General features: G+C 46.8%; 22 protein-coding genes. 8 read left to right on the forward strand and 14 right to left on the reverse strand.

Features of this window, described 5'->3' with window-relative positions; all coding sequences use genetic code 11:
- Positions 1 to 112: 112 nt before the first annotated feature.
- From ACFGVR_RS08650 to ACFGVR_RS08690, 9 genes are all read right to left on the reverse strand, one after another.
- On the reverse strand, positions 113 to 931 hold the full coding sequence (locus ACFGVR_RS08650; protein ID WP_448702408.1) for a DUF475 domain-containing protein: 819 nt from the start codon (positions 929 to 931) through the stop codon (positions 113 to 115).
- A gap of 5 nt (positions 932 to 936) precedes the next feature.
- Complete coding sequence (locus tag ACFGVR_RS08655; RefSeq protein WP_448702409.1) at positions 937 to 1,899, reverse strand: hypothetical protein; 963 nt, start codon at positions 1,897 to 1,899, stop codon at positions 937 to 939.
- Positions 1,900 to 1,908: 9 nt separating this feature from the next.
- Positions 1,909 to 3,126, reverse strand: a complete 1,218-nt coding sequence (locus tag ACFGVR_RS08660; RefSeq protein ID WP_448702410.1) for a toxic anion resistance protein — start codon at positions 3,124 to 3,126, stop codon at positions 1,909 to 1,911.
- An 82-nt stretch (positions 3,127 to 3,208) separates the two neighbouring features.
- The gene (locus ACFGVR_RS08665; RefSeq protein WP_448702411.1) at positions 3,209 to 3,823 is read right to left on the reverse strand and encodes a TerD family protein; all 615 of its coding nucleotides are present in this window, start codon (positions 3,821 to 3,823) and stop codon (positions 3,209 to 3,211) included.
- A gap of 3 nt (positions 3,824 to 3,826) precedes the next feature.
- The gene (locus ACFGVR_RS08670) at positions 3,827 to 4,381 is read right to left on the reverse strand and encodes a TerD family protein (protein WP_448702412.1); all 555 of its coding nucleotides are present in this window, start codon (positions 4,379 to 4,381) and stop codon (positions 3,827 to 3,829) included.
- A complete protein-coding gene (locus ACFGVR_RS08675) occupies positions 4,381 to 5,217 on the reverse strand; it encodes a phosphoribosyltransferase family protein (RefSeq protein WP_448702413.1) in 837 nt (278 codons plus the stop codon). The genes ACFGVR_RS08670 and ACFGVR_RS08675 overlap by 1 nt, the downstream gene beginning before the upstream one ends.
- Positions 5,189 to 5,902, reverse strand: a complete 714-nt coding sequence (locus tag ACFGVR_RS08680; protein WP_448702414.1) for an HAD family hydrolase — start codon at positions 5,900 to 5,902, stop codon at positions 5,189 to 5,191. The genes ACFGVR_RS08675 and ACFGVR_RS08680 overlap by 29 nt, the downstream gene beginning before the upstream one ends.
- An 81-nt stretch (positions 5,903 to 5,983) precedes the next feature.
- Positions 5,984 to 6,652: a TerD family protein gene (locus tag ACFGVR_RS08685; RefSeq protein WP_448702415.1), complete on the reverse strand. Its 669-nt coding sequence runs from the start codon at positions 6,650 to 6,652 to the stop codon at positions 5,984 to 5,986.
- A 12-nt stretch (positions 6,653 to 6,664) separates the two neighbouring features.
- Positions 6,665 to 7,240 carry a TerD family protein gene (locus tag ACFGVR_RS08690; protein WP_448702416.1) on the reverse strand — a complete coding sequence of 192 codons (576 nt, stop codon included), beginning with the start codon at positions 7,238 to 7,240 and terminating at the stop codon, positions 6,665 to 6,667.
- A gap of 399 nt (positions 7,241 to 7,639) precedes the next feature.
- Here ACFGVR_RS08690 and ACFGVR_RS08695 point away from each other — a divergent pair, with 399 nt between their 5' ends.
- The gene (locus ACFGVR_RS08695; RefSeq protein ID WP_448702417.1) at positions 7,640 to 7,867 is read left to right on the forward strand and encodes a hypothetical protein; all 228 of its coding nucleotides are present in this window, start codon (positions 7,640 to 7,642) and stop codon (positions 7,865 to 7,867) included.
- Positions 7,868 to 9,159: 1,292 nt separating this feature from the next.
- Positions 9,160 to 10,134, forward strand: a complete 975-nt coding sequence (locus ACFGVR_RS08700; RefSeq protein WP_448702418.1) for a terminase small subunit — start codon at positions 9,160 to 9,162, stop codon at positions 10,132 to 10,134.
- Positions 10,135 to 10,307: 173 nt separating this feature from the next.
- On the opposite strand, the gene porV is transcribed toward ACFGVR_RS08700, so the two are convergent.
- Together porV and ACFGVR_RS08710 are read right to left on the reverse strand one after the other, a co-directional pair.
- Positions 10,308 to 11,441 carry a type IX secretion system outer membrane channel protein PorV gene (gene porV, locus ACFGVR_RS08705; RefSeq protein ID WP_448702419.1) on the reverse strand — a complete coding sequence of 378 codons (1,134 nt, stop codon included), beginning with the start codon at positions 11,439 to 11,441 and terminating at the stop codon, positions 10,308 to 10,310.
- Between the two features lie 125 nt (positions 11,442 to 11,566).
- Positions 11,567 to 12,328 (reverse strand): hypothetical protein, encoded by a 762-nt coding sequence (locus tag ACFGVR_RS08710; RefSeq protein ID WP_448702420.1) that lies wholly within the window; start codon positions 12,326 to 12,328, stop codon positions 11,567 to 11,569.
- A gap of 127 nt (positions 12,329 to 12,455) precedes the next feature.
- On the opposite strand from ACFGVR_RS08710, the gene ACFGVR_RS08715 reads away from it, so the two are divergent.
- On the forward strand, positions 12,456 to 13,484 hold the full coding sequence (locus ACFGVR_RS08715; RefSeq protein WP_448702421.1) for a class I fructose-bisphosphate aldolase: 1,029 nt from the start codon (positions 12,456 to 12,458) through the stop codon (positions 13,482 to 13,484).
- Between the two features lie 6 nt (positions 13,485 to 13,490).
- On the opposite strand, the gene ACFGVR_RS08720 is transcribed toward ACFGVR_RS08715, so the two are convergent.
- A complete protein-coding gene (locus ACFGVR_RS08720; RefSeq protein ID WP_448702422.1) occupies positions 13,491 to 14,621 on the reverse strand; it encodes a hypothetical protein in 1,131 nt (376 codons plus the stop codon).
- Entirely contained in the window at positions 14,605 to 15,714 is a 1,110-nt protein-coding gene (locus ACFGVR_RS08725) for a hypothetical protein (RefSeq protein ID WP_448702423.1), read from the reverse strand. The genes ACFGVR_RS08720 and ACFGVR_RS08725 overlap by 17 nt, the downstream gene beginning before the upstream one ends.
- Before the next feature lie 311 nt (positions 15,715 to 16,025).
- Here ACFGVR_RS08725 and ACFGVR_RS08730 point away from each other — a divergent pair, with 311 nt between their 5' ends.
- The 5 genes from ACFGVR_RS08730 to ACFGVR_RS08750 all read left to right on the forward strand — a co-directional run bounded on the left by ACFGVR_RS08730 (position 16,026) and on the right by ACFGVR_RS08750 (position 22,063).
- Positions 16,026 to 16,496 carry an RNA polymerase sigma factor gene (locus ACFGVR_RS08730; RefSeq protein ID WP_448702424.1) on the forward strand — a complete coding sequence of 157 codons (471 nt, stop codon included), beginning with the start codon at positions 16,026 to 16,028 and terminating at the stop codon, positions 16,494 to 16,496.
- Entirely contained in the window at positions 16,486 to 16,983 is a 498-nt protein-coding gene (locus tag ACFGVR_RS08735; RefSeq protein WP_448702425.1) for a hypothetical protein, read from the forward strand. Before ACFGVR_RS08730 ends, ACFGVR_RS08735 begins: the two co-directional genes overlap by 11 nt.
- Before the next feature lie 161 nt (positions 16,984 to 17,144).
- A complete protein-coding gene (locus tag ACFGVR_RS08740; RefSeq protein ID WP_448702426.1) occupies positions 17,145 to 18,680 on the forward strand; it encodes a sensor histidine kinase in 1,536 nt (511 codons plus the stop codon).
- A gap of 5 nt (positions 18,681 to 18,685) precedes the next feature.
- Positions 18,686 to 19,366 carry a LytR/AlgR family response regulator transcription factor gene (locus ACFGVR_RS08745; protein WP_448702427.1) on the forward strand — a complete coding sequence of 227 codons (681 nt, stop codon included), beginning with the start codon at positions 18,686 to 18,688 and terminating at the stop codon, positions 19,364 to 19,366.
- A gap of 294 nt (positions 19,367 to 19,660) precedes the next feature.
- A complete protein-coding gene (locus tag ACFGVR_RS08750) occupies positions 19,661 to 22,063 on the forward strand; it encodes a TonB-dependent receptor domain-containing protein (RefSeq protein ID WP_448702428.1) in 2,403 nt (800 codons plus the stop codon).
- Positions 22,064 to 22,438: 375 nt separating this feature from the next.
- Here ACFGVR_RS08750 and ACFGVR_RS08755 read toward each other — a convergent pair whose 3' ends face one another.
- Positions 22,439 to 23,980 carry an MFS transporter gene (locus ACFGVR_RS08755; RefSeq protein WP_448702429.1) on the reverse strand — a complete coding sequence of 514 codons (1,542 nt, stop codon included), beginning with the start codon at positions 23,978 to 23,980 and terminating at the stop codon, positions 22,439 to 22,441.
- Between the last annotated feature and the right edge of the window lie 30 nt (positions 23,981 to 24,010).

Genomic DNA, 24,010 nt, shown 5'->3' on the forward strand with positions numbered 1-24,010 from the left:
TAGACAGTGGTTTGGCAGGGAGGGGTTTATTCGCCAAACTTATGTATAAACCCCTCCCTACACCCTCCCGTGGGGAGGGAATCGCACTGCCTTATGCTTGTTTATTTATTCTTTATTGATTATCCAGCACATCCTCTGCTTCTTCGGCAATCTCAGGCTTAATTATATTCCTTTTCGGGAAGTTGAACAGCAGGGAGCTTAACACCGGTAGCACAAAAATAGCTACCGTAAACACCGATACAAAGATATCGGCTTTTTCGCCGCTCATGGCTTTGGTTACCTCGCTATCCGGATAAAAGTGTATGTATAATGAAAAGGTGAGCTTAATGCCCAGCACACCGATCACGATAAAGGCGATGGTTTCTAAAAAGGTAAATTTTTCCATCAGTTTAACAAAGGCCTGCGCTACAAAACGCATAGCCAGTATACCTATGAATACGCCTGTGTAGATCAAAAACACGTGGTCGGTAAAGGCCACGGCTGCAAATACGTTGTCGATAGAGAAGGCAAGGTCCATAATTTCGACCAGTACGATGGTTGCCCAAAGCGTACCGATGGCTCCTACGATTTTTTTGTAAACCCAGTTTTGCTCTTTATCTACAGCGTCATCGCCGCCATCTTCGCCCTCGCTTAGTTTGCCTTTAAAGTAGCCGAAAGCCAGGTACAGCAGGTACAAGCCGCCCAATGGTTTTAACCACCATATTTTAACCAGCCAGGCTGCCAAAAACAAGCAAACGCCGCGTAATACATATGCGCCTAAAATACCGTAGCGCAAGGCTTTGGCGCGCTGGTGTTTAGGCAGATCGAGCACCATGGTTGCCAGCACCGCGGCATTATCAACCGAGAGCAAGCTTTCGATAACAATCAAGTTTAAAATAATAAGCAGTCCGGCTTTGATATCGGCGCCCAATAAGGTGTGTAGTATATCCATTTTGTTTATATAATATCGGTGTTGAGCATGCTTTTAAGCATGTTGGCCTGTACATCAACTTCGCTGATGCTTTGTAAAAAGTTAATATCGTTTAATTTCCGGTAATTTTCAACTAACAGGTTTTTAATTTCGGCCGGGATGGTTGTTTTGATGATGTTGATACTGTTGTTGAGCTGATCGTTCTTATCGGTCAGCTCTTGTATAAACTGCCCTTTTTTGGACAGCTCAGTATTTAGATTAGCGGTATCGATTTGAGTTACATCGCAAAACAAAAAGAGTTGTTTTGTTGGCGAGTAGATAAAATAGCGGTCGGTATTGTTTAAATTGTAAACCTCTAAAACCTGATCGCCGGCTTTTAAGCCGCAGTAAAAACTGCTCCTGAAATCATATTTGCATAGCAGGCCCAACAGTTTTTTATGGATGGTGGCGTAGGCATTGCTGTAAATTTCGGCCGGCGTGTATTTTACCATGCCGGCGATAAGCGAAGGCTCGACGGTATAAAAAAAATCGGCAGCGTAATTGGTACTGAAGGCGTTGATGTTTTTAGAGAAAGGGTAATCGGATGTATTATCCGACAGCGCCTGGTACAGTTTGCGCAGCGAGGTGTTGATCTTTAAGGCCTGGCGCTGCTGATCGTTACGAAACTGCTCGGCAGATAATAAAGAATCTTTGATCTTATCGATCAGGTCCCTGTTGATCTGGATCTCGTCGAGTAAGATGAGAATGCTTTTCTCATTATTCTTTTTTATCTGCCGCAGCAGTTCAATCAAAGTTTGTGTAAACTGGAGGTGAAACAGCTCCAGTTTATTGATATCGAGTTCAATGTTATCTTCAAATAACTGGTGTATAACCTGGCTGCGCAGATAAATTTTATAAATTATATCATCGCCAAAAAAAACAGAGAGTAACTGTAGTTTACTGATTATCCTGTTCGAGTCGTTTAATATCGCCTTCCGGTTATCATCCATTATTCAAAATTAGCCAACCTGCGTCACATTTTTCTTTAGTTCGGCTTCTAAATTTTGTAATTCCGAGTTTAAGTTCTTGCGGTTTTGCGCACCTTCTTCGTGAATGCGTTTCACTTCGTTCAATGTTTCGATCAACGATGCGGTTGTTCTTTTCAATGTTTCTATCGATACCACGGTTTTTTCGCCCTCGCGTGCTACGTCTATACTGTTCTGTTTCAGCATGTCGGCATTTTTTTGCAGGATGGTGTTGGTGGTGTCGGAGATCTTTTTCTGCATCTCCACATTGGCCTTTTGCCTTTGCAGGGCCACGGCTATGGTCAATTGGTTTTTCCAAACCGGGATGGTGGTGGAAATGATAGACTGAGCCTTATCGGCGATGGAGGTGTTGTTGTTTTGTACCACGCGGATCTGCGCCAGCGATTGCATCATGATAAAGCGCACCACTTTGAGGTCGGCCAGGCGTTTATCCAGGCGGGTTACAAATTCGCGCATATCGGCAATTTCGTAATCGTTGTAATCTGCAGGGCGGCCTTCCATTTCGGCAAGTTTAACGCTTAGCTCGTTGTATTTTAACTGTCCGGCAATGATGAGGTCTTCCATCTGGTGGATGTAGTCAACATTGCTGTCGAACATGGTTTGCAGCGAACTGTTATCCTTGATCGAGTTCAGGCGGCCGGCTTTGATCTTGTTGGTGATCTTATCGATGTTATCAACTACGGTATCATATTTGGCGAACAGCTTTTTGGCATCCATTACCAGTCCTTTTAAGAAAGGTACTTTCATCAAAAAGCCTTTCAAACCGCTTTGGTTCAGTTCGTCAACATCGATATAGTTGAGTTCGGTGAGCAGTTCGGTGATCAGGCCGCCAACCTCGCCCGAATTATAGGTACGTACAGAGGTTAAAAACTGGTTACTGTATTTTTCCATCGACCCCTGCACCTCGGTGCCGAAGTTTAAAACCGAGTTTACATCGTGCGGATCGAGGGTTTTGCTGATAGCCCCGTATTTTTGCTGATCGGCTGCGGTAACTACCGCGGTATTGACGTTGCCATCCTTATCAACCTTTAGGGTTGATGGCAGGTTAACGGTTAGTTCGGGTATATCGTTGACAACGGCGGGCGTTTCGGCTGTAGCCGGTACCGCAGGTATGTCATTTACAGGTGCGGGTGCTGGTGCCGGTGTTTCGTTGGCCGGGTTAGTGTTTGTATTTTCGGGTGTTGTTTCCATTGCAGACAAAATTTTTATGATGATTTGACTGATAAAACAACAGTACGTTACAAACCTGCCGTTTTACCGATGATTAACTAAATTATAAATATTTTTGCATTACTGTATTAACCGTATCTTCTAATTTCCTGTCGGCGGTTGGCTCGCCAATGGCGTTGAATTTCCACTCGCCGTTGCGTTTGTAAAACACCCCCATTACCATGGATACGTGCCCGGCAAAGCCCGCGCCGTGGGCAATATCAAATTTAGCAAATACTTCGTTCACGCGTGTTGGCGTGCCCTCGTAAATGCGGATGGAGGCAAAAGGTATCTTACCAAAATCCTGTCCGCGGAAGCTGTTTAGTACAAAGGCCACATAGTTGGTTGTTGGGCTTAGGGCCGACAGGTCGAGCGTGATAATCTCGTTATCCAGGCCATCGTCGCCATCCATATCGCCGGTAAGGTCATCGCCGCTGTGGCGCACCGCGCCGTTTTTTGAGCGCAGGTTACCAAAGTAAATAACATCTTCAACCTGTTTGGCTTCGTTGAACAGGGCGCAGCTGGCATCAAGGTCAACAGCCTCTTTGGTAGCGCCGATGCCGAATATGCCTTTCTTTTCGATAGCGCCCCAGTTGATGCCTACGCAGATATTTTGCAGTTTGCTGCCGTTGCCTTTTTCAAGGTTAATGCGCTGGCCTTTTTCTAAGCTAATTGCCATGGTTTAGTTGTATTTGGTTAAGTAATCTTTTAAACCGCCTTTCATGCCGGCGCCTATGGCTTCAAACTTCCACTCGTCGTTACGTTTGTAAATGCGGCCGAATTCAACGGCGGTTTCGATTGAAAAATCTTCGTCGAGTTCGTACTTCAACAGCTCTTCGTTGGTAGCGCCGTCGAATACGCGGATGAACGAGTTGCGTACCTGGCCAAAGTTTTGGCGGCGGTTTTCGGCATCGTGTATGGTAACCACCACACAGATCTCAAAAACTTTTGCGTCTATTTTAGAGAGGTCTACTTTGATCTGTTCGTCATCGCCATCGCCTTCGCCGGTCAAATTATCGCCGGTATGCTCAACTGCGCCATCGGGCGATTTGAGATTATTGTAAAATACAAAGTGACCGTCCGAAAGGATCTTTTTGTTTTCGCCCAGGATGAACACCGACGCATCAAGATCGAAATCGGTGCCGGTGGTTGAGGCGTTGGTATCCCATCCTAAACCGATGGTGAATTTGGGCGCGTTGATCGCTTCGCGCTGCCCTTTTTGCAGATTGATTGCCATTATACTAATACATTATTATTGGTAAATAAATAGTCTTTGATGTAATTCAGGTTGACCGCGTAGCTTTCCATGGTATGGTAGCTGTTGCCCAGTGCCATATTGTAAAGTTCGGAAATAAAAGCTTTGGTTTGATTATCCAAAAATACGCGAACGCTATCATGTTCGTAATTTAAAATGTATTTAACGATGCGGGTATTGATGCAGAAGTTACCGGAGTTGATGATGGCATCCAGGTCGAAAATAGATTTTACCTCGAAATAATTGAGGTAGTTTTCGATATTGGGATGGATATCCGGGTTAGCCAGCTCGGCAAAGTACAGCATATGGATGTCGTTATGCAGGTTGTACTGCGCTATCATTTTGCTGATCATGCGCTCGTGGCTGCCTGTTATCTTGATGTCGTCTAAAAAAATGAGCGTTTTACCTTTCAGAAATTGGGCATCGATGTGAAACGAATCATTACCGATGAGGTTCATGCGCTGCTCGGCATTGAGCTCGCCGTAATCTTCTTTGTAGGTAATGGTGCGGTGTACTTTGGTTTCCTGTACAACGGGCAAATGCCGTTCGGCCAGCCAGCGGTTAAGCCGATATACAAAGGCGTTTTTCATGGCGAAAGTAGCCGTAGGAATAAACGAATACGGGCTTGATATCACCACGATCTGGTTGTGGACAGGATCTGCTTCCAATACATCATGGATAAAACCTTCGGCCAGTGCGGTGCCAAAAGCGGCCGATACCCTGCCATCGCCAAACTTGAAGCGGCTGTAGTGGCCGGCATCAAAACCAAAGCTGGTGCTGTTGCTTATTTTATGTAGTGAATAAATGTTGTGCAGCATCGGTAATGAGGTTTTTGACAGGTATATTGTTTGAGTTGACCAGCAGGCTATTGATGCCCACCGCTTCGGCTCCCCATATATCGGCTTTAGGGTTATCGCCTATATGGATTACCTGGGTTAAAGGTACATATCTTATTTTTGAAATTTCAGCCAGCATAAGCTCAAAAAATGCTTTGTTGGGTTTTGACAGACCAGCCTCGTCCGAATACAGTTGAAAATCAAAATACCGAGCTATATCCAGCTTTTGCAGCACCTTGCGCAACGTTGCCCCTTTGATGAAGCCCGTATTGCTCAGGATGCTTATGCTGCAGCCGGTTTGTTTGAGTAGGGATAACACCTGCGCGGTATCGTCGCTGTAAAGCAAAGGCAGGTATTCAAACAGCAGGGCTTCCATATCGGTAAACAAAGCCGGCAGATCAATATCCGTCAAAGCTACCTGCCCTTCGTTGAGCAGGCTGATCACCATGAGGTACAGTTCGTCGGCATCGATGTTTTTGCCTGTGGCCTCGTTGATGCTGTTGCCCAGCAGATCAACCTGGCGGAATATGCGCTCCACCTCTTCCAGCGGTTTTTGGAGGCTATTGTAGTTGTGGTAAAAATGCAAAGCCCGCCGCTGTTTGAACAGCGGATTTGACCTGATGAGCGTCAACCACAGATCGAACGAGTAATGCTGGTACATCGCCATAATAGCTTTTTTAGATATCACGCAAAGGCGCGAAGGTGCAAAGTTTTACCGGTACTTAGCGCCTTTGCGTGCCCGATTTTTTTAGGTGTACTGTTTTAGTATCTCTACAAAGTTATCGGTTTGGTGGGCATCGCCAATAGCACGGAACTTCCACGAGCCATCTTTGCGGTACACTTCGGCAAACGTCATGCTGCACATGCCGTTGTAGGTTGCATCGCCCGAAAGGCTAAACTTCGTGATCTCTTTGCCATGCGCATCAACCGCACGGATAAAAGCATTCTCCACCATGCTAAAATGCTGATGGTTTTGCCTGCCCTGGTAAATAGCCACTACAAACAAAATGCGGTCGTACTTAGCGTCAAGGCTATCCAGTTTCACAATGATCTGCTCATCGTCGCCATCACCGGCGCCGGTACGGTTATCGCCGGTGAGCCAAATGTGGCCCGATGGGTGCACCATCGAGTTAAAGTAAACCACATCGCCCTCAAACATATTGATGTGGCGCCCGCCCTTGTCGATAGAGCGGCCCAGGTTAGCCACCTTGCCGTTGCTGTTCAGTAAAAATGCTATCGCGTCCAGATCGTATTCTTCGCTTTCGCCGCCGCCAAATAGCTTGCCCAAAAAGCCGCCGCCGCCTTTTTGACGAACGTCCCAGCCGAGGCCTATAGTTACCGATGACAGGTCGAACTCTTCGCCCCGGTCGTTTTTACGCAGGTCGATGGTTTGACCTTTGATCAAGTTGATTGCCATATTTTTTTTAGGTTATTTGATGATTTGCCCTTTGTAATATTTTGCTAAAAAGAAAGCCAGGTCCTCGCGGTAGCCCACGCCCGATGCTTCAAATTTCCACTGCCCGCTGTGTTTGTATAAACGGCCAAACTCAACCGCTGTTTCTATCGAAAAATCTTCGCCCAATTCGTACTTGGCAATTTCCTGCCCGGTAACATCGTCTACAATACGAATGTACGAATCGCGTACCTGCCCGTAGTTTTGCCTGCGGGCAATAGCCTCGTGTATGGTTACCACAAACAATATCTCGCCAATGCGCGGATCAACCCTGGTAAGGTCGACCGATATGGTCTCATCGTCGCCGCCATCGCTGTTGCCGCCGGTAGGGTCGTCGCCGCTGTGGTGCAGGGCATGGTCGGGCGAATCGGTATTACCATAAAATATAAAAAATTCTTCCTGTGGGATCAACCTGTTCTGGTCGATCATGAAAGCCGAAGCGTCGAGGTCGAAATCAAACCCGGTGCCCTCGTGGGGGTTCCATCCTAAACCCACACTTATTTTAGACAAGCCTATATCAATGCGTTGCCCTTTTTGAAGATTTATAGCCATTTTAGTAGTATGCTTATTATAAAATTTAGAGTAATGATACGGGAAAATATTACATGTTGGATGAAATTTCGAATTTCGAATTTTCAATTTCGAATTTACTTGTTTTTTTGATTTGGGATGGCAAATTTGGTTTAAACACATAGGTATTATTCGGTATTTTCTAAAAATGTCATTGCGAGGAACGAAGCAATCGCACATAGGCAGAACCGCTATGCAATCATAAATGCAAGTCATGCCGAACTCGTTTCGGCACCCCATCATACAGGGCCGCCATACAGGTCATTTTTGAATTTTGAATTTTAACTTTCACTTATCCGCTGCTATCCCTAACGCAAACTGCTGTCTATTAATCCCTTTGATTTGTAATAACTAATTTTATCTTTGTAAAGAACATCCCGAATGCAACTTTCAACTCCCCAACCCCTAAAAAAACACTGGACTGAACCCGAGATCATCTTAATTTCGCAAGTAAGCATCGAAGCTAAAACAAGGAACTTTGGCCGCGAAGCCACTTTTGTTCGCACAAGCGCCGCCGGCGACCCCGCTCATCATTTTATAACCTTTCAGGGTCCCCTGCACTCCACCTATGTACCGGTAGCTGTTACCGTAAACGATTTTATAAGTTAATAAGCCTGCTTGCGCTCGTTTTTCTGCTTGCTTGCGCTCGTTTGCAACGAGCCGCTTAACGCTGTCAAGCGATTGCATCGCGTCTAAACGCAAATCTTTATTAACGTAAGTGTAAGGGCCTGTCATGTGATGCTTCGACAAGCTCGGTATGTCGAGCCATGGTGTGATGCGTTAACTTGTGCTGAAGGAGAGCAGGGGGGCGTATAACCTATCGGTCACTATTCGTCTCGAACTGTATTCTTCTTCCGCTCGCCGCCGCGGAAGGGCTCTTACTTTTTTCTTGATAAAAAAGTAACAAAAAATCAAGACAGAACGATCCTTCCACCCGCTCTGCCGGTTTTTAGCTTTCCCATTCCGCTACGCTCCACTCAGAAAAGCTAAACCGGCATTCACCCCTGCGCCGGCCCGGCGTTCTGTCAGCCCGGCGCGCCATAAAATAACATGTACGTATTGCAACATGAGTGGGCCTTTTTATTGGCGCAAGTTTAAGGGCCTGTCATGGTGAGCCTGTCGAACCACAGTGCGATTGGTTAACTTGTACTGAAAGTAGAACAGGGAGGGCCGTATAACCTATCGGTCACTATTCGTCTCGAACTGTATTCTTCTTCCGCTCGCCGCCGCGGAAGGGCTCTTACTTTTTTCTTGATAAAAAAGTAACAAAAACCGACTGTAGGGAGCTCATGAACACCATAAAAAACAATTAAAACAGTGAATAAATCAAGACAGAACGATCCTTCCACCCGCTCTGCCGGTTTTTAGCTTTCCCGTTCCGCTGCGCTCCACTCAGAAAAGCTAAACCGGCATTCACCCCTGCGCCGGCCCGGCGTTCTGTCTGCCCAACGCGCCATTAAATAACATGTACGCTATCGCAACGTGAGCGAGCCTTTTACTGGCGCAAGTTTAAGGGCTGGTGGTGGGATGGGTTAACTTGTGACTAAAACCGAGCAGCCTCTTGCCTCCATTCAGTCATTCATTCAATCAATCCTTCAATCATTAAAATACTCACCAACTCCTGTACTCCCTGCTATTCCCAATCATCAGCGGCACCTGGCGGGTCCCTTTGTCATTTCGAACGATAGAGAGAAATCTTCTGCTCCAAGCCGGTATGCAGCAGAAGATTTTTTCGCTCGCTATATCCAGGCGCTACCCTGCTCAAGAAATAGTTCTCTTTGGGGTCGAGATGACAAAGTTAGTATTGTTGTAATAATTAAATGTTGAATTTTAACTAAAATTTGCGTATATTTAAGATTTTAAATTACATATGTAATATTTAACCTTAAATAAACCAATAGATGAATACAATAGAATCAATACCGGACAGTTACCGGTTAACGCACCAGCAGCAGCGCTTTTGCGATGAGTATTTGACCCATTTTAATGCTTTTAAAGCTGCCGTGAACAGCGGCTATAGCGAGAACACGAGTAGAAAAGGGGCCTTGCTGCATGTACCTAAAATTCAGTATTATTTAAAGAAGGCGATGAACCGGCGGAGCCAGCGGCTGGAGATCACGCATGATATGATCTTGCGAGAGCTTTCGAAGATCGCTTTTAGCAATATGGGTAATTATTATGATGAATATGCCTGTTTGAAACGGATGAATGAGTTGACTGCTGACGAGAAAGCGGCCATTAGTTTTTATGATATTACCGAAGTGCAGGATGGCGAGGGTTACCGGGTGGGGATGCAGAGCCGGATCAAACTTCATAATAAAATGAGCGCGCTGGATAAGATTGCGAGGCATTTGGATTTTTACGGGACTTTGGGGGTGAAGAAGAATCAAGAGCCAAGAATCAAGAGTCAAGATGAAGAAGGTGTGATGTCCGAAAGTTCGGAAGACGGTTTGTTGGTGAGGACACCAACAAAGGCTACGGGTGGAAAAGAAGAAGTGGCAGCGGCAGTTGCAGTAGCGGTTGTGGATAGGAGTACTAACAATTTGCCGATGGATTACCCGGTGGAGGATTTTGAATTGGAGGGAATAGATTTGAAAACCCAAATGGCTTTGGAGGATATGAATATTAGTCCGGGGCGGCCGCGGGAAAGTCTTGAGTCGGAAGTCGGGAGTCTGGAGCCGGGAATGGGGAGTGATGAAAAGATGGAAAATATTCTTACAATTTCCCCCCTGGGGGAAAGTCAAAAGTCAAAATTAAAAAGTCAAAATGATTTGCCGGGTGGTGATGGGGTACGGGAGTCTGCGTTAGGGATTGGAGCGGATACCGGCCAGGCGGCGGGTTCAGGGCAGGCCGTGGCTAAGGCCCGTGCAGTATGAGTGTAAAGCCCGGGCCGGAGGCAACGCCCTTGTTAAATTCAAAAGTCAAAATGAAAAATTCAAAAAAGACTTGTATGGCCGCTCTGTACGGTGGGGTGCTGAAACAAGTTCAGCATGACTCCTAAAAAAATAAAAAAATCCGAAATCGAACATCCGAAATTCGAAATCAAAAACTACTTCTTCCCCTTCCCATCCAAATTATACCCTAAACTAAACCGTAGTGTATTGGCTAAAGCATTGTATTGCTGCTGTGAGAACAGGTACGAAAAATCGAGCGCGATATTGGCGTAGCGGAAACCTGCGCCCAGGGTGTAAAACTGGCGGTTGCCTTTGTTGGGGTTTTCGTAAAAGTAACCACCGCGCAAAGCAAACTGGTTGTGGAACCATAGTTCGGCGCCGGTTGAGTAGGTAATTTCCTGCAGTTCTTCGCTGGTGCCGCCGGGCGCATCGCTAAACGAGCCGAAGATGCCCGATACTACCGAACGGTTATCGTCCTTGCCGCTGATGATATTACCGGCATTATCGCGCAGGGGCGGGGTTGGTACCAGCAGTTTATTCAGGTCGAGCGCCAAGGTAAGCTTGGTGTCCTGGCTAAACAACCAGGTATTGGCCGCACCGATCTTTAAGTTGGTTGGTAAAAAGTATTTTGGCCCGTTGGCTACGTAGTTTACTTTGGGGCCGATATTGCTGATGTTAACGCCGAAAGCAAATACGGCATCGTTACCAAATTCGTGTACATCGTGGGTCGAAAACATCGAGATATCGGCAGCCAAGGCATTGATAGCCGAATACTGGGTGTTGGTTGCTATCCCCTGCGACAGGTTGCTGTGGATATAACGCATGGCCAAACCTAACGACAGGCCGGGACTAAACTTGCGCGCAAGCGATACATCAAACGCAAATTCGACAGGTTTTGAGGTGCCCAGCGGGTTTTGGTTATCATCGTACAGGCTAAGCGTACCCAGGTTAAAATAACGCAGCGATGCGCCTATGGTGTTACGGTCATCCAGCTTTTGCGAAAAGTTTAAATTGGCAAGGCTAACATCACTCACCAAATTGCGCAGCCAGGGGCTGTACGATAGTGAAAAGTTAGTCTCCTTATCTAAAAAAGCCAGTTTTGAAGCGTTCCAGTATTGCGAGTTAACATCGGGCGAAAGCGCCACACCGGCATCGCCCATAGCTCCCGAACGTGCATCGGGCGAAATGGTTAAAAAAGGTACGGCTGTTTGTATGGGATTTGAACCGGTTTGTGCCAGCGCAAGGGTTGAAAAACTTGAGAATATAATTAACGAATAAAGGTACCTCATGATGCAGATATTAGGATTCCATCAAGTATTATAAATTCCCATTGCCTGTAAATAATTCGAAAGATAAATGTAATTACTAATATGTAGATATCCTAATAAATATTTGTTGGTATAACGCGCACCGGTTATACCCTGGCGGGATTTGCAGCCAGTAAAAAAGCAATGGCGCTAAAACCCAAAGCCTCAAAAACGCTGGTCCATTCGTTCCCGTTTCCGCTGTGCGGGTCGGCAATAGCGCGGGGGATATGCAGCACTATAACCCATAAAAACAGCATGGTGCCTAATAAGTTAGCCGTTAACCGCAACCTAAAGTTAAACATAATGCCTAACCCGGCAGCAATTAATGCCAGTCCGGCAAAGTAGGTCCAAAACAAATGAAAGGGTATCCAGTTGGGCACCAGCGTAGCTACAAAAGCCGGGTATACAAAATGCTCAATGCCAAAAATAAATAAGGTGATCGCAAAAAAGAACCGCCCCAATGGCAGTATTTTTTCAAAAATATTGGTATCGCTGTTGCCGGTTTTTGGTAATGATGAAACCACGATAAAAGCGCCCCCGGCATAAGCCAATACCTTAAGCGGATTGGTCCACCCGCCTAAAAAAGCAGGGTTGTTAAGCAGTTGGTACGATACCTGGAAAACAATAAACATCAGCAGCAGCAAATAACCCAGTTCCAAAGTATACTTACGGCTGCGCGGCCCCCAAAGGGTCCTGATAACCATAGCCGCAAGCAAACCGCTCGAGCCGGCCACAGCACCGCTGCTATGCGTAAATCCCCAGGGCGGCATAATAACGGGCAAAAAGCAACCGCATACCAATTGCTGTACAGCTATCGCGATAAGCGAAGCGGCAAAAATTATGCGGCACAGCGCGGGGTAATTGGTCATCAAGGTTTGGTTTACCTATGCAAGGTACATATTAACTGCAGATTAGCTATGTATTTAATATCCATTTTTTTACGCACATCAAACGAAAGCGCATACCAATTGTTAATACCCGATATAACCTGATACAATGGATAAGCAAACGCTTAAAGATACCGCACACAAACTGATGGCCGGCAACAAGGGCCTGCTCGCTATGGACGAAAGCATCCCCACCGCCAACAAGCGCTTTGCCGAAGCCGGCATACCCCAAACTATGGAGTATCGCCGCAAATACCGCGAGCTGATCGTTACTACGCCAAATTTGGGTGAGTGCATAAGCGGTGCCATTTTGTTTGACGAGACCATTCACCAGGCTACAGCCGATGGTACGCCTTTTTTAGATATCTTGAAAAAGCAGGGCATTATCCCCGGCATCAAGCTCGACGAAGGCGCAAAGGATATGGCCGCCTTCCCCGGCGAAAAGATAACCGAAGGTTTGGATGGCCTGCGCGAACGGTTAACAGATTACGCCAAAGCCGGACTAAAGTTTGCCAAATGGCGCGCTGTAATTACCATTGCCGATGGCTTGCCAACCGATGGTAACATTTACGCCAATGCCCACGCCCTGGCCCGCTACGCCGCCCTTTGCCAGGAAGCGGGTTTGGTTCCCATCATCGAACCCGAAGTACTGATGGATGGCGATAACAGTATTGAGCGCTGCTTTGAGGTAACGCAACGTGTTTTGCATCTGGTGTTTGAGGTGCTGATACAACAGCGTGTTTACCTTGAAGGGATGATACTCAAACCCAATATGGTTTTACCGGGCTTAAAGTCGCCCGTGCAGGCCGATGCCGATAGGGTTGCTTACGAAACCATCAAATGCCTGTTGCGCTGTGTGCCGGCTGCGGTACCGGGCATTGCTTTTTTATCCGGCGGGCAGTCAAACACCGATGCTACCGCCCACTTAAACGCCATGCATGTAAAATACAAAGGCAAGCTGCCCTGGGCGCTCACCTTCTCTTTCGCCCGCGCCATCCAGCAACCGGCTATGGATCACTGGCAGGGTAAAGATGAGAATGTAGCTAAAGCCCAGCAATTGCTCTATCATCGTGCAAAGCTTAATACCATTGCAAGGGCAGGAGAGTATCATGCTGAGATGGAGAAAGGGTCTAAATAACTATTGCTATTTTACTCCCCCTTTAGGGGGCAGGGGGGTAACCTCCCGTTCAAAATACTCCCTGTTGGTTTGCCTGTCTTTGGTGATATCCCTGTCGAACACCCGGTTCAGGTTATTTCCGGCAAGGTCCTCTAACCTGGCTTGTACTCTTAACTTGTAATGCTTTGGTTCCCAGTTGGCCAAAGGCGTAAACTTCCAGGTTTGATCGTGATCGCTTAGCGCGATGGTGCCATACAGCATTTTGCCGTTTTCGTCTAAAACACCAATGCATTCCTGCAAAAGGTAATGATCAAGGCTTTCGCCGGTGTTAATGATGAGCGGCTCTGCAGTTCCGGCTTTGGGTGCCGATACCTGCCAGGCGTTAATGTCGGGCAGTTGCTCGTCGCGGTTACCGGCAACAAACTGTTTGGTATAGGTTTTGGCAAGATTAATGCCCCGGGTATCATTCCATTGCTGCGATATGATCAACCGGTACCCTTCGGATTTCTTTAAGGGGTTGCCCAGTTCGCGGTTCAGTACCAGTCCGCGTTTGATGCGGCCCGGGTCGAGCCAAAGGGTGAGCACCGTTCCGCTGGTATCCCATAGTTCGGGCTGCAGGTTTAAAAATACATTGTGCATGGTATCCCTGTTTTTATCCAGCAGGCAAACGTAATTGAGCGATAGGCCGGTGCGCATAGGTTTTGAAAAGCGGAGGTACAGTTTCAGCGTATTTTCGGGCAGGGTATCCGTTTCAGGGTAAATGGCTGTTAACTGGGGCGGAGCGCTTTGATCTATCGGGATCTGCACATTGCCCAATAGCTTACCATCCTGTAAAATATCATAGCTTAAGCCGGGCGACAGGGGGATGAGCGGCGTAAATACCACGATATCGCCGTCCTGCGTAAAATCGCCTAAAATGGCCTTGTTATTCCCCGTAAGAGTAATTTTAACCGAATGTTTTACCCGCAGTGCCGAAACATCCCTGATCAGGTATCCGGGTATTTGTATGGCTGTTGCCCGGTTGTTTGTCCATACCAGCGCTATCTTTCCGGCAGGATGCTTACAGGCAACAAGCATCATCAGTAAAAAAAATGCCAGGCTACACTTACTGTATAACCCGGCACTCACTATTACAAATTGTTTATAAGTTCTTGCCATCTGATGTCCACAGATCAACCTCGCCGGTGGCGCTTTTTTGGATCACTACAGCGCGGCTATCGTCAAGCTTATCCAGCTGCAATACTTTGTCGTAAGGCAGTTTGGTAAAGCTGGCGCCGCCTGCAGCGGGCATTTGCTGGGTAAGTGATCCCTGGAACTGCCTGATATCATCATAGCTTACCTTAACCGCCGGGCGGCTGCTGTTAGCCATTACCAGGTAGTTTTGGTTGTTCTCTTTCAGCCATATCATATCGCTTGGTGTGTTTTGATTACCCATTTCGGCAATGGTACGGCCCTTTACATGTACACCTGGTTTCAGTTCATCCATCGCGAAAAGCACCAGCGGCGTACAGGTATAGCTGGCCACCAGGTAGTTTTTACCATCAATAGCAGCGGTTGTAAAGGTGCGGATAGGTGAGGTGGTTTCGTACCTGCCGTGCGAGGTATGGTACATCTCAAGGGTCGATTCATCATCCTGTTTCCCGGTAAACGGAAAGCTGATGCTGCGGAATGACGAGCTGAACTCTTTATTGCACAAGCCGCTTACCATTAATTTACCATCGGCAAAACCAATGTCTGATATGGACGAAATACGCAACGGCCTGCCGCGACCGTCTTTGGCATCAGCAGCAGGTACGTCGTTCAGCTCAACAGCCGAATAGTTCACATCCTTAAGTGATACTGCTTTAATTTCGTTAGCCGGATTGAGGGTAAGCAGTACCGGTGTACCATCTGCACTTTTTACCGAAATATATAATTTTTTGGATACGGGGTTAACCGCCATATCGGTAATGGTAATGTTCTCTTTAGTGGTGCCCAATGCTTCGGCAATTTTATGGTCTATGCCTTTTACATCATAACTTATGGTACCGTTAGCCTTTTTAGTGTCTTTGGTTTCAACGGCAAACACTTCGGCATTCTGCGAGTCGCCTATAAACAACACCCCGGTAGGGCCAAAAGTTAAAGCCGTCATCGATTTTATTTCGGGCGTGCCGTTGGTAAAGCCATACGGAGCCCCGGCCTTACGGCTGATGCCTGCAAACAGCAGTACTCCCACCACTGCAGCTGCGGTAAAAAGATAGGTCTTTTTCATTTTTTTAAGTTTATAGATGAGCCTGGTTAAACTATACGTACAAATATAAACTAAGGTTTGTCAAGCATCCTAATTTAATTAACTGGTAACAAGGTAAATAGAATGTTTTGGCTGTATGTTAAAGTAAAAAATATGTTACAATATGTAATTAACTAAACAGCCAATGATCGCACGTTTACCCTGCCAAATTTCTTTTTTACAATTTTTCACTAAACCTTCGCAATTTTTATATTTTAGTAACACTAATTAACCATTAGTAAACCTGCCTATAAAAAACTTTTGATTAACAAATTAAAAGCGAGCGTGATGATATGTTGAACCAGGAGGTAATAAAAAATAAACCCGTAGATGTACGCACCCTGTACGAAAGTTATGGCGCTATGTTATTGGGATACATAGTAGCTATAGTAAAAGATAAAGAAGTGGCCGAAAGCTACCTGGTTAAAATATTCAGTAATATTTCGGCCCGGTTTAACCACCTGGAGTGGGATGAGGGTAGCGCCTGGCAGCAATTACGTAATTTTGCAAAGCACGAGCTCGCTATTTTTACCGATACGGTAAAAGCTTGCGAATATGATACCGCGCCCGATGACATTATAAACGGAACGGATAATCAATATCTTAACCGGATGACGGGCGAACAAAGACAGGTATTTTGCAGCATTTACTACCATCGCTATACTATAGCACAGCTGGCGCACCAATTGGATAAACCCCTTGCATACATCACTAAAACATTAAAAGAGGCATTTTATATCATCAGGCAATCGCATGAAAATTAAAGAATACATAGATAGCGGGATACTCGAATCGTATGTATTGGGTTCAGCTTCAGAAGATGAGACCCGCGAATTGCTGCGCTTAAAAAAACAATACCCCGAAATACAACAGGCCCTGTACGAACTCGAAACTGATATGGAGCGCATTGCGCAGCAGATGGCTGTTGCTCCACCGCCCGGCATGTGGGAAAAGATCGAAGGCAGTATCAACGAACTCACCCATACGCCCGAAGTTGAAACCCTGCAGGTAAAAGATCACAGGCAACACCAACGATACAAACCTCAAAACGACGATCAATATATCGATATCGAATCCCAAAATACGCACATGCGTATCCACAAAAACTGGAAATGGATCTTTGTAGCGGTGTTTGTTTTAGGTAAGATATTTTTAGGCTGCGCCATTTACTTTTACCTCGAAAACCGCCAGGCACAGCAGCAGATACAGGAGTTGAAAACCGAGTTAAAGCAGCAGCATACCGCACCATAATATTTCGCTTTCGCGGGATCATAGTTGCAAACGTATCTGGCAGGCTTCTAAACCCGGGTAAGCTCAATTAAAGTTACAGCTACCTAAATTCATCCCTCGCGATACAGGTTTCGTCACATTAATTTCAGTACCTTCATCCTATCAGGTAATATTGTGTATTAATGAAGGAACTGAAGAAAAATCCGTTAGACCTTAATACCATCGAGTTTTGGGCCTCAACCAGTTTATATGTGTTTTCAGTATTTGTCCTGATAACACAGGCAAACTACGGCGGCAGCTATAAGGCGCAATATGATAACCATTACAGCAACATTAGCGGCATTGCTGCATTTGTGCCGCGCGCTGGCCGGTACACCATTTTGTACATCACCTTTCTGGCGTTCAATTTTCAAATATCACCGGGTATCGTTAAACAAAAAAATGTACCGCTCAATGTAATATACGCTGCGCTGTTGTTCGCTTTAGTGTGTGCTGCCTACGCCGTTACCGATACCTATCTCGAACCAAGGTTCATTAAATTTCACCCATCGCACTTTTATTTCAGCAGGTCCATCTTTGCACATGCACTGGTACAATCGGTTTGGGTGTTCATGATCCTTAGCTTCTATATCCTCATCAAACACGCCTCGGTTTACCTGCTCAGCCACCTGCAAAAAATCGAGCCGCAGTTTTACCAGGTTACCCGCGAGGCCATCATCGGTCTCATCGGCTGCATGGTGCTTATCCTCCTGCTCATCAGCACAAACACCCATGCCGGTGTCATTGTCGTAGTGGGCTTCAGTATCATTTTGGCCATCGGCATTTACTGGTCGTCGGCCTACTGGATCATTCCCGATATTAAACGCCGCGGGCAGGATTTTAAAATGTATATGGTGCGCATTGTGCTGCTGGTAGCCTGCTGCGCCATCCCGGTTTCCATCCTGGCAACCAATATCGAAAGTCACTCCGGCATCATTATATTGTTGTTTAACACGCCCTTTCAGCTGCTTATTGTCGCGCCCGTAAGCTGGCAGGTTTACCGTTACCGGTCGGCCTCAAATGCCGAGCTGTACCGCCTTAAAACCGAGCTTGGCCAAACCAGCGCCGGTTATAATATGTTGCAGGCACAAATAAACCCGCACTTTTTGTTTAACGCTTTAAATACCCTTTACGGGACAGCTTTGCAGGAAAATGCCGAGCGTACCGGCGAAGGCATACAGCAGCTGGGCGATATGATGCGCTTTATGCTGCACGAAAATATGCAGCAAAGTATTTCGCTTACGCGCGAGATAGATTATCTGCACCATTTTATAGCCTTGCAAAAACTGCGCACCCAAACCTCGCCCGATATTGTTATCCAGAGCGAGATACCCGACTATACAGGCAGTTTGCACATTACGCCCATGCTGCTCATCCCCTTTGTTGAAAATGCCTTCAAACACGGCATTAGTCTGCGCGAGCCATCGCACATCAAAATAACACTCCATGTGCAAGGCAATACCCTGTATTTTGATGTGTATAACAGCATCCATGTCAAACCGGATAACGATCCCGAAAAGGGTTACAGCGGCATAGGTTTAAACAACTTAAAGCAGCGGCTTAATTTGCTCTACGCTAAAAAGCACGATCTGATCATCCGCGAAACAACCAACGAATTTTTTGTGCACCTCACCCTGCAGCTAAAGGGCAATACTGTTAACGCCCAGGCCCCAATATAAAACATATGCTCAAAGCCATAGCCATTGATGACGAACCCCTTGCCTTAGCCGTAGTAAGCTCGCATGCCGGCAAGGTAACGTTTGTTGAGCTGGTTGCCGGGTTTACCGATGCCTTTAAGGCGATGGAATACCTGCAGCGCGAGCCTGTTGATCTTATTTTTCTGGATATTAAAATGCCCGATATTTCGGGCCTGGATTTTTACAACAGCCTTAACAAAAAGCCGCTGGTTATTTTTACAACCGCTTACTCCGAGCATGCCGTAACCAGCTTTGAGCTCGATGCCGTTGATTACCTGCTCAAACCCTTTTCGCTGGTCCGGTTTATTAAAGCCTGCAACAAGGCGTACGAGCTGTTTACCCTGCGCAACGCCGCAAAAGGTAAAGATCATCTGTTTGTTAAAACCGGTTACGAGCAGGTTCGCATCGCCTTCGCGGATCTGTATTACCTGGAAGCTACGGGCAACTACGTTACCTTTGTACTGAACGATAAACGGGTGCTCTCGCGCATGACCATCACCGAATGCGACAATGTGCTGCCCGACGGTCAGTTCATCCGTATCCACCGCTCGTTTATAGCCGCCACGGCCCGGATAGAAAAGATAGAGCGCCACCAGGTAACTATGCAAAACGGCGATGTACTGCCCGTGGGCCAATCCTATCTGCCCGCCTTACAGGCATTGCGGTAAAAAATCTTCGTTGTAACTCCCTTCTCGCGAAGGGGTGTGTCGGCCTGTGAAGTGGCGGGATGTGTTTCGCCGCTTTGAGATACACACCCCCTCAACCTCCCGAAGTATCGGGACAGGCTCTCTCAAGAGGGGAGCCTACCCCGCAATCCCTTTTCTTAATTCTTAACTCTTGATTCTTAATTCTTGACTCTTGATTCAACATTCATCCCTCCAAACCACACTTTCATCCCTTTTTATTGATGCCGGTTATGCTTCAGGGTAATATTGTCACAAATAAAGCATAACCCAATAATCATGAAACTCAGATCTACCTTAATCGCAATCATACTGCTCACCTGGTTCATACCCTCGCGCGCACAAACCATAGCGCTAACCCTAAAAGGTTCCGTTACCGATTCTGCATCGCATAAGCCTGTCGAGTTTACAACCCTCACGCTCAAAAACGCCGCCAAACAGCCCGTTAAATCAACGCTCAGCAAGGGCAACGGCTCGTTCAGTTTCGAAAAACTGGCACCCGGCAAGTATACCTTGTTTTTGGTGAGCGTGGGCTACAATACCAAACAGGTGCCGGTTGAATTAACCGACAATCAAACCAAAACTACCGATATAGGCACTATCAGCTTTAGTGCCAACAGCAAGCAGTTAAAAGCCGTAAGCATTAATGCCGATAAGCCCATGGTAACCCAGGAAGCCGACCGCCTGGTGTACGACTTACAGGCCGATCCCGAAAGCAAAGTTTTTAACGTGCTCGAAATGATGCGCAAAGTGCCTATGCTTTCGCTGGATGGCGACGATAACATCCTGCTCAAAGGCAACGGCAATTATAAGATACTCATCAACGGCAAACCATCAAGTATGCTGGCCCGCAGCCCAAAGGATGTTTTACGCGCCATGCCCGCTTCAACCATTGATCGTATCGAAGTGATCACCACCCCGCCTGCCAAGTACGATGCCGAAGGTTTGGTAGGTATCATCAACATCGTTACCCATAAAAAGATCGATAACGGCTATAATGGCTCAGCAAACGTAAACGAGCGTTTCCCGGTTGGCGGGCCGGGGGCTGGGCTTAACTTCACATTTAAACAAGGCAAATTTGGCATGGGCATTCAGGCCGGCGGTAATATTTATAATACGCCTGCATCGGGCAACAGCCTCACCCGCGTTACTACCGGCGTTGAGGCCAGTAACCTGCAGCAAAACGGCAACCGCCAAAATAACAGCCACAGCGGTTATTTAGGTGTCGACCTCAGTTATGAGATCGACACGCTGAACCTCATTTCCGGAAACCTCAATCCCAATGTTTACCGCTCATCGGGTGCCAGCGATATGCTGTCGGTACTTAATGGTGCAAGTGGCGTGTTGCAAGGGTATGAGCTCAATAACGCCAACACCGGCAACGGTAATGGTTTCGATGCCTCAGTTAATTACCAGCTTGGTTTTAAGCGTAGCAAACAGCAATTGCTTACCCTGAGCTACCGGTATGATCACTATACCGATATGCAATACAGCAGCCTTGACGTATTGAACCCGGTAAGCTATGTGCAACCAAACTATCACCAAAACAACAATGCGCTGTCCGAAGAGCAAACACTGCAGGTTGATTATACCCACCCGTTCAGTAAAAAGCTCACCATGGAAATTGGCCTGAAAGCCATCTGGCGCGATAACCGCAGCGACTTTGAGTACCAGGCCCAAAGCGGTACCGGCGAGTTTGTTACCGACCCGCTGCGCTCAAACCTGTTTGATAACAGGCAAACTGTTTCCGGTGCGTACAACAGCTACCAGTACACTGTAAAAAGCTGGGATTTTAAAGCCGGTTTGCGTGTAGAAGAAACTACTTTCAGCGGTTCGGGCGTAAACCGTAACTATTTCAATTTTGTTCCGTCGTTATCGGTAAATCATAAACTAAAAAATAACATGAGTTTAAATGCGGGTTTTGGCCGGCGGATACAACGGCCCGGTATTTACCAGTTGAATCCTTTTGTTGATCGTTCGAACCCCAATTTTTACAGCAGCGGCAATCCCGACCTAAACCCCATGACGGCCGAAACCTATTCTATAGGTTTTAACTCGCCCAAAAAAGCATCAGTTAACATCAACCTAAGTTATGGCGATTTCCATAACCTCATCATGCCTGGTGTGGTTTATGATCCGGTTAGCCATGTTACCACCTCAAAACCGCAAAATACAGGCAGGGGGCAGTTGTTCAGTTTAAACTTTAATATCAATTACAATTTTACACCAAAATGGAACGTTAGCGCCAATACCTTTTTGGCGCATGGGCATGTGGCAGGCAACTTAAACGGTGTAGATCTCGAAAACCAGGGCTTTTTTGAAAATGGCAACCTGTCAACCGGGTATCGCTTTAACCCGGGGATGCGCATTAATGCCAACTTTAACTTTAACGGGCCTAACCTGAGTATTCAGGGTACATCTACATCAAATATCAACTACTCGCTCAGTATCAACAAGGATATTGTTAAAAACAAACTGTCGTTCTCGTTTGCGGCCAACAACCCGTTTGCAAAATTTCGCAGTTATACCAACGAATCATTCGGCCCCAATTTCGATCAGCTCAGCACCCGCCAAAACTTTTACCGCTCGTTTAATACCAGTTTGAACTATCGTTTCGGTAAGCTGAAGGACGATTTAAAGAAAGCCAAAAAAGGTATCCAGAATGATGATGTGTCAAAATAATTTCGGATGTCGGATGTTCGATTTCGGATTTGAAAGGGTGAGAAGATAAATATAATATAACCTAAACCGTTGTCATGGTGAGCTTGTCGAACCACAGCGCGGTGGGAATAACAAAGACACTGATTTTAGTTTAACGGCTAAATTGGTTTATGGTGCTCCGTTCGGGATGGTCCCGGGCGGAGCTTTTTATTTCAATAAGTGTTCGGAAGATCAAAAAAAGCGCGGGACCTGTGCGATTCCCCTCTTGAGAGAGCCTGTCCCGATACTTCGGGAGGTGGAGGGGTGTGTCTCATTAAGCGGTAAAACACACTCCGCCGTTGTTGGTGTTATCACCAACAACATGTTCTGCTCCCAATGCCAGTCCCCTCACCAACATTATCCCTTCTTCACTCCACTATTCCTGATAAACCCAACTGCCATTAGCGCCCCTAAAAACCCCAGTCCGGCACTAATACGCATAATATTGGCATAAGCTGCAATAAAACTTTGGTGATAGCTTTTCTCAATTTCAGCCTTTTCCCTTGCGGGGATGTTACTCGGCACATGCGCATTACCCAGGTTAACCACCTGCGCCATCACCGTTTGCTTTGCATCTGCGTTAAGCGGCATGGCCTTTATTTGATTTTGCAAAGCGCCTGCAAAAAACAACACCGCCAAAGCGCCAAAAATAGCGTTGGCAAAAACACCCGATATCCGCGACATGGCATTATTAACCCCCGAGGCCGTCCCGCTGAAATGCTCGCTTACCGAGCCCATTACCGCTGCAGTTAGTGGTGCCACAGTTATCGACATGCCAAAGCCAAACACCAGTATGCCCGGGAAAAAGGTCGTCCAGTAATCGGCAGCGCCATGGGTTTGCCCGATAAAGGATAAGATAAGTAATCCCACGCCGGTAATAGCCGGCCCGCAAATTAAAAACAAACGCGGCCCGTGCTTATCGGCCAGCGCGCCGGCAAAGCGCGCTATAAAGATCATCATCACCGTAAAAGGTAAAAATGTTGCTCCCGATTGCAGCTGACTGTAGCCCTGTATCTGTACCATGTTCAAACCCATAAACAGCATACCTGCACCCAAACCGGCATATAAAAAAAAGGTAAGCAGGTTTGCCCCGGTAAATGTGAGGTTGCTGAACAGCGTAAGCGGCATCATCGGGTATTTGCTCATCTTTTCTATCACGATAAAAACAACCAGTAGCACCGATCCTAAAACTATTGAACCGTAAGCCTGCCAGTGATGCCAGCCCACAGCAGGTATCCGCAAAAAGCCAAAAGTAAGTAACCCTAAACCCAGGGCAATAGCAACAGCGCCGGGATAATCCAAACGATGCTCGGGCGCGTCGTCTTTACTTTCGTTAACCCATTTACCTAAGATGAACAAGGCCGCTAAACCTATCGGGATATTGATAAAGAAGATATAGCGCCACAAGCCGGCGTCGGCGAAAGCGCCGCCCAAAACCGGCCCGCCCATGGTTACCACCGTTGTAAATGCCGACCAGGTGCCTATCGCCTTGCCGCGTTCTTTTGCATTGATGGACGACGAGATGAGCGATAAACTGCCCGGTATCATCAGTGCGCCGCCAACGCCTTGCAGCATCCGGAACGCAATTAAAAAGGTAACGCCCGGCGCAAAACCGCACAGGGCCGAGCCGCAGATGAAAATAGCGATACCAATCATAAACACCTTTTTCCGGCCAAGCTGGTCGCCCAGCGAACCGCCGATCAGGATCAACGCGGCAAGCATAAGCAGGTAAGCATTGAGGATCCAGAACAGGTCGGTACCGCTGGCATTTAAACTTTTTTGCAGTGCAGGCAGCACCACGTTCAGGGCCGTGCCATCAATAAACGCCATCGACGAGGCGAGTATCGACGATATCATGATCCATTTACCGGCTTTACTGCCCAGCGCAACTGTTTCCATAGCAATAGGTTATAGCGTAAATCTACTGAA

This window comes from Mucilaginibacter aureus (assembly GCF_053514885.1).

Excerpts from the sequence above, each read along its gene's own strand:
- ACFGVR_RS08650 (WP_448702408.1), bottom strand. The coding sequence starts at position 931 with ATGGATATACTACACACCTTATTGGGCGCCGATATCAAAGCCGGACTG.
- ACFGVR_RS08655 (WP_448702409.1), bottom strand. The coding sequence starts at position 1,899 with ATGGATGATAACCGGAAGGCGATATTAAACGACTCGAACAGGATAATC.
- ACFGVR_RS08660 (WP_448702410.1), bottom strand. The coding sequence starts at position 3,126 with ATGGAAACAACACCCGAAAATACAAACACTAACCCGGCCAACGAAACA.
- ACFGVR_RS08665 (WP_448702411.1), bottom strand. The coding sequence starts at position 3,823 with ATGGCAATTAGCTTAGAAAAAGGCCAGCGCATTAACCTTGAAAAAGGC.
- ACFGVR_RS08670 (WP_448702412.1), bottom strand. The coding sequence starts at position 4,381 with ATGGCAATCAATCTGCAAAAAGGGCAGCGCGAAGCGATCAACGCGCCC.
- ACFGVR_RS08675 (WP_448702413.1), bottom strand. The coding sequence starts at position 5,217 with ATGCTGCACAACATTTATTCACTACATAAAATAAGCAACAGCACCAGC.
- ACFGVR_RS08680 (WP_448702414.1), bottom strand. The coding sequence starts at position 5,902 with ATGGCGATGTACCAGCATTACTCGTTCGATCTGTGGTTGACGCTCATC.
- ACFGVR_RS08685 (WP_448702415.1), bottom strand. The coding sequence starts at position 6,652 with ATGGCAATCAACTTGATCAAAGGTCAAACCATCGACCTGCGTAAAAAC.
- ACFGVR_RS08690 (WP_448702416.1), bottom strand. The coding sequence starts at position 7,240 with ATGGCTATAAATCTTCAAAAAGGGCAACGCATTGATATAGGCTTGTCT.
- ACFGVR_RS08695 (WP_448702417.1), top strand. The coding sequence starts at position 7,640 with ATGCAACTTTCAACTCCCCAACCCCTAAAAAAACACTGGACTGAACCC.
- ACFGVR_RS08700 (WP_448702418.1), top strand. The coding sequence starts at position 9,160 with ATGAATACAATAGAATCAATACCGGACAGTTACCGGTTAACGCACCAG.
- porV (WP_448702419.1), bottom strand. The coding sequence starts at position 11,441 with ATGAGGTACCTTTATTCGTTAATTATATTCTCAAGTTTTTCAACCCTT.
- ACFGVR_RS08710 (WP_448702420.1), bottom strand. The coding sequence starts at position 12,328 with ATGACCAATTACCCCGCGCTGTGCCGCATAATTTTTGCCGCTTCGCTT.
- ACFGVR_RS08715 (WP_448702421.1), top strand. The coding sequence starts at position 12,456 with ATGGATAAGCAAACGCTTAAAGATACCGCACACAAACTGATGGCCGGC.
- ACFGVR_RS08720 (WP_448702422.1), bottom strand. The coding sequence starts at position 14,621 with ATGGCAAGAACTTATAAACAATTTGTAATAGTGAGTGCCGGGTTATAC.
- ACFGVR_RS08725 (WP_448702423.1), bottom strand. The coding sequence starts at position 15,714 with ATGAAAAAGACCTATCTTTTTACCGCAGCTGCAGTGGTGGGAGTACTG.
- ACFGVR_RS08730 (WP_448702424.1), top strand. The coding sequence starts at position 16,026 with ATGTTGAACCAGGAGGTAATAAAAAATAAACCCGTAGATGTACGCACC.
- ACFGVR_RS08735 (WP_448702425.1), top strand. The coding sequence starts at position 16,486 with ATGAAAATTAAAGAATACATAGATAGCGGGATACTCGAATCGTATGTA.
- ACFGVR_RS08740 (WP_448702426.1), top strand. The coding sequence starts at position 17,145 with ATGAAGGAACTGAAGAAAAATCCGTTAGACCTTAATACCATCGAGTTT.
- ACFGVR_RS08745 (WP_448702427.1), top strand. The coding sequence starts at position 18,686 with ATGCTCAAAGCCATAGCCATTGATGACGAACCCCTTGCCTTAGCCGTA.
- ACFGVR_RS08750 (WP_448702428.1), top strand. The coding sequence starts at position 19,661 with ATGAAACTCAGATCTACCTTAATCGCAATCATACTGCTCACCTGGTTC.
- ACFGVR_RS08755 (WP_448702429.1), bottom strand. The coding sequence starts at position 23,980 with ATGGAAACAGTTGCGCTGGGCAGTAAAGCCGGTAAATGGATCATGATA.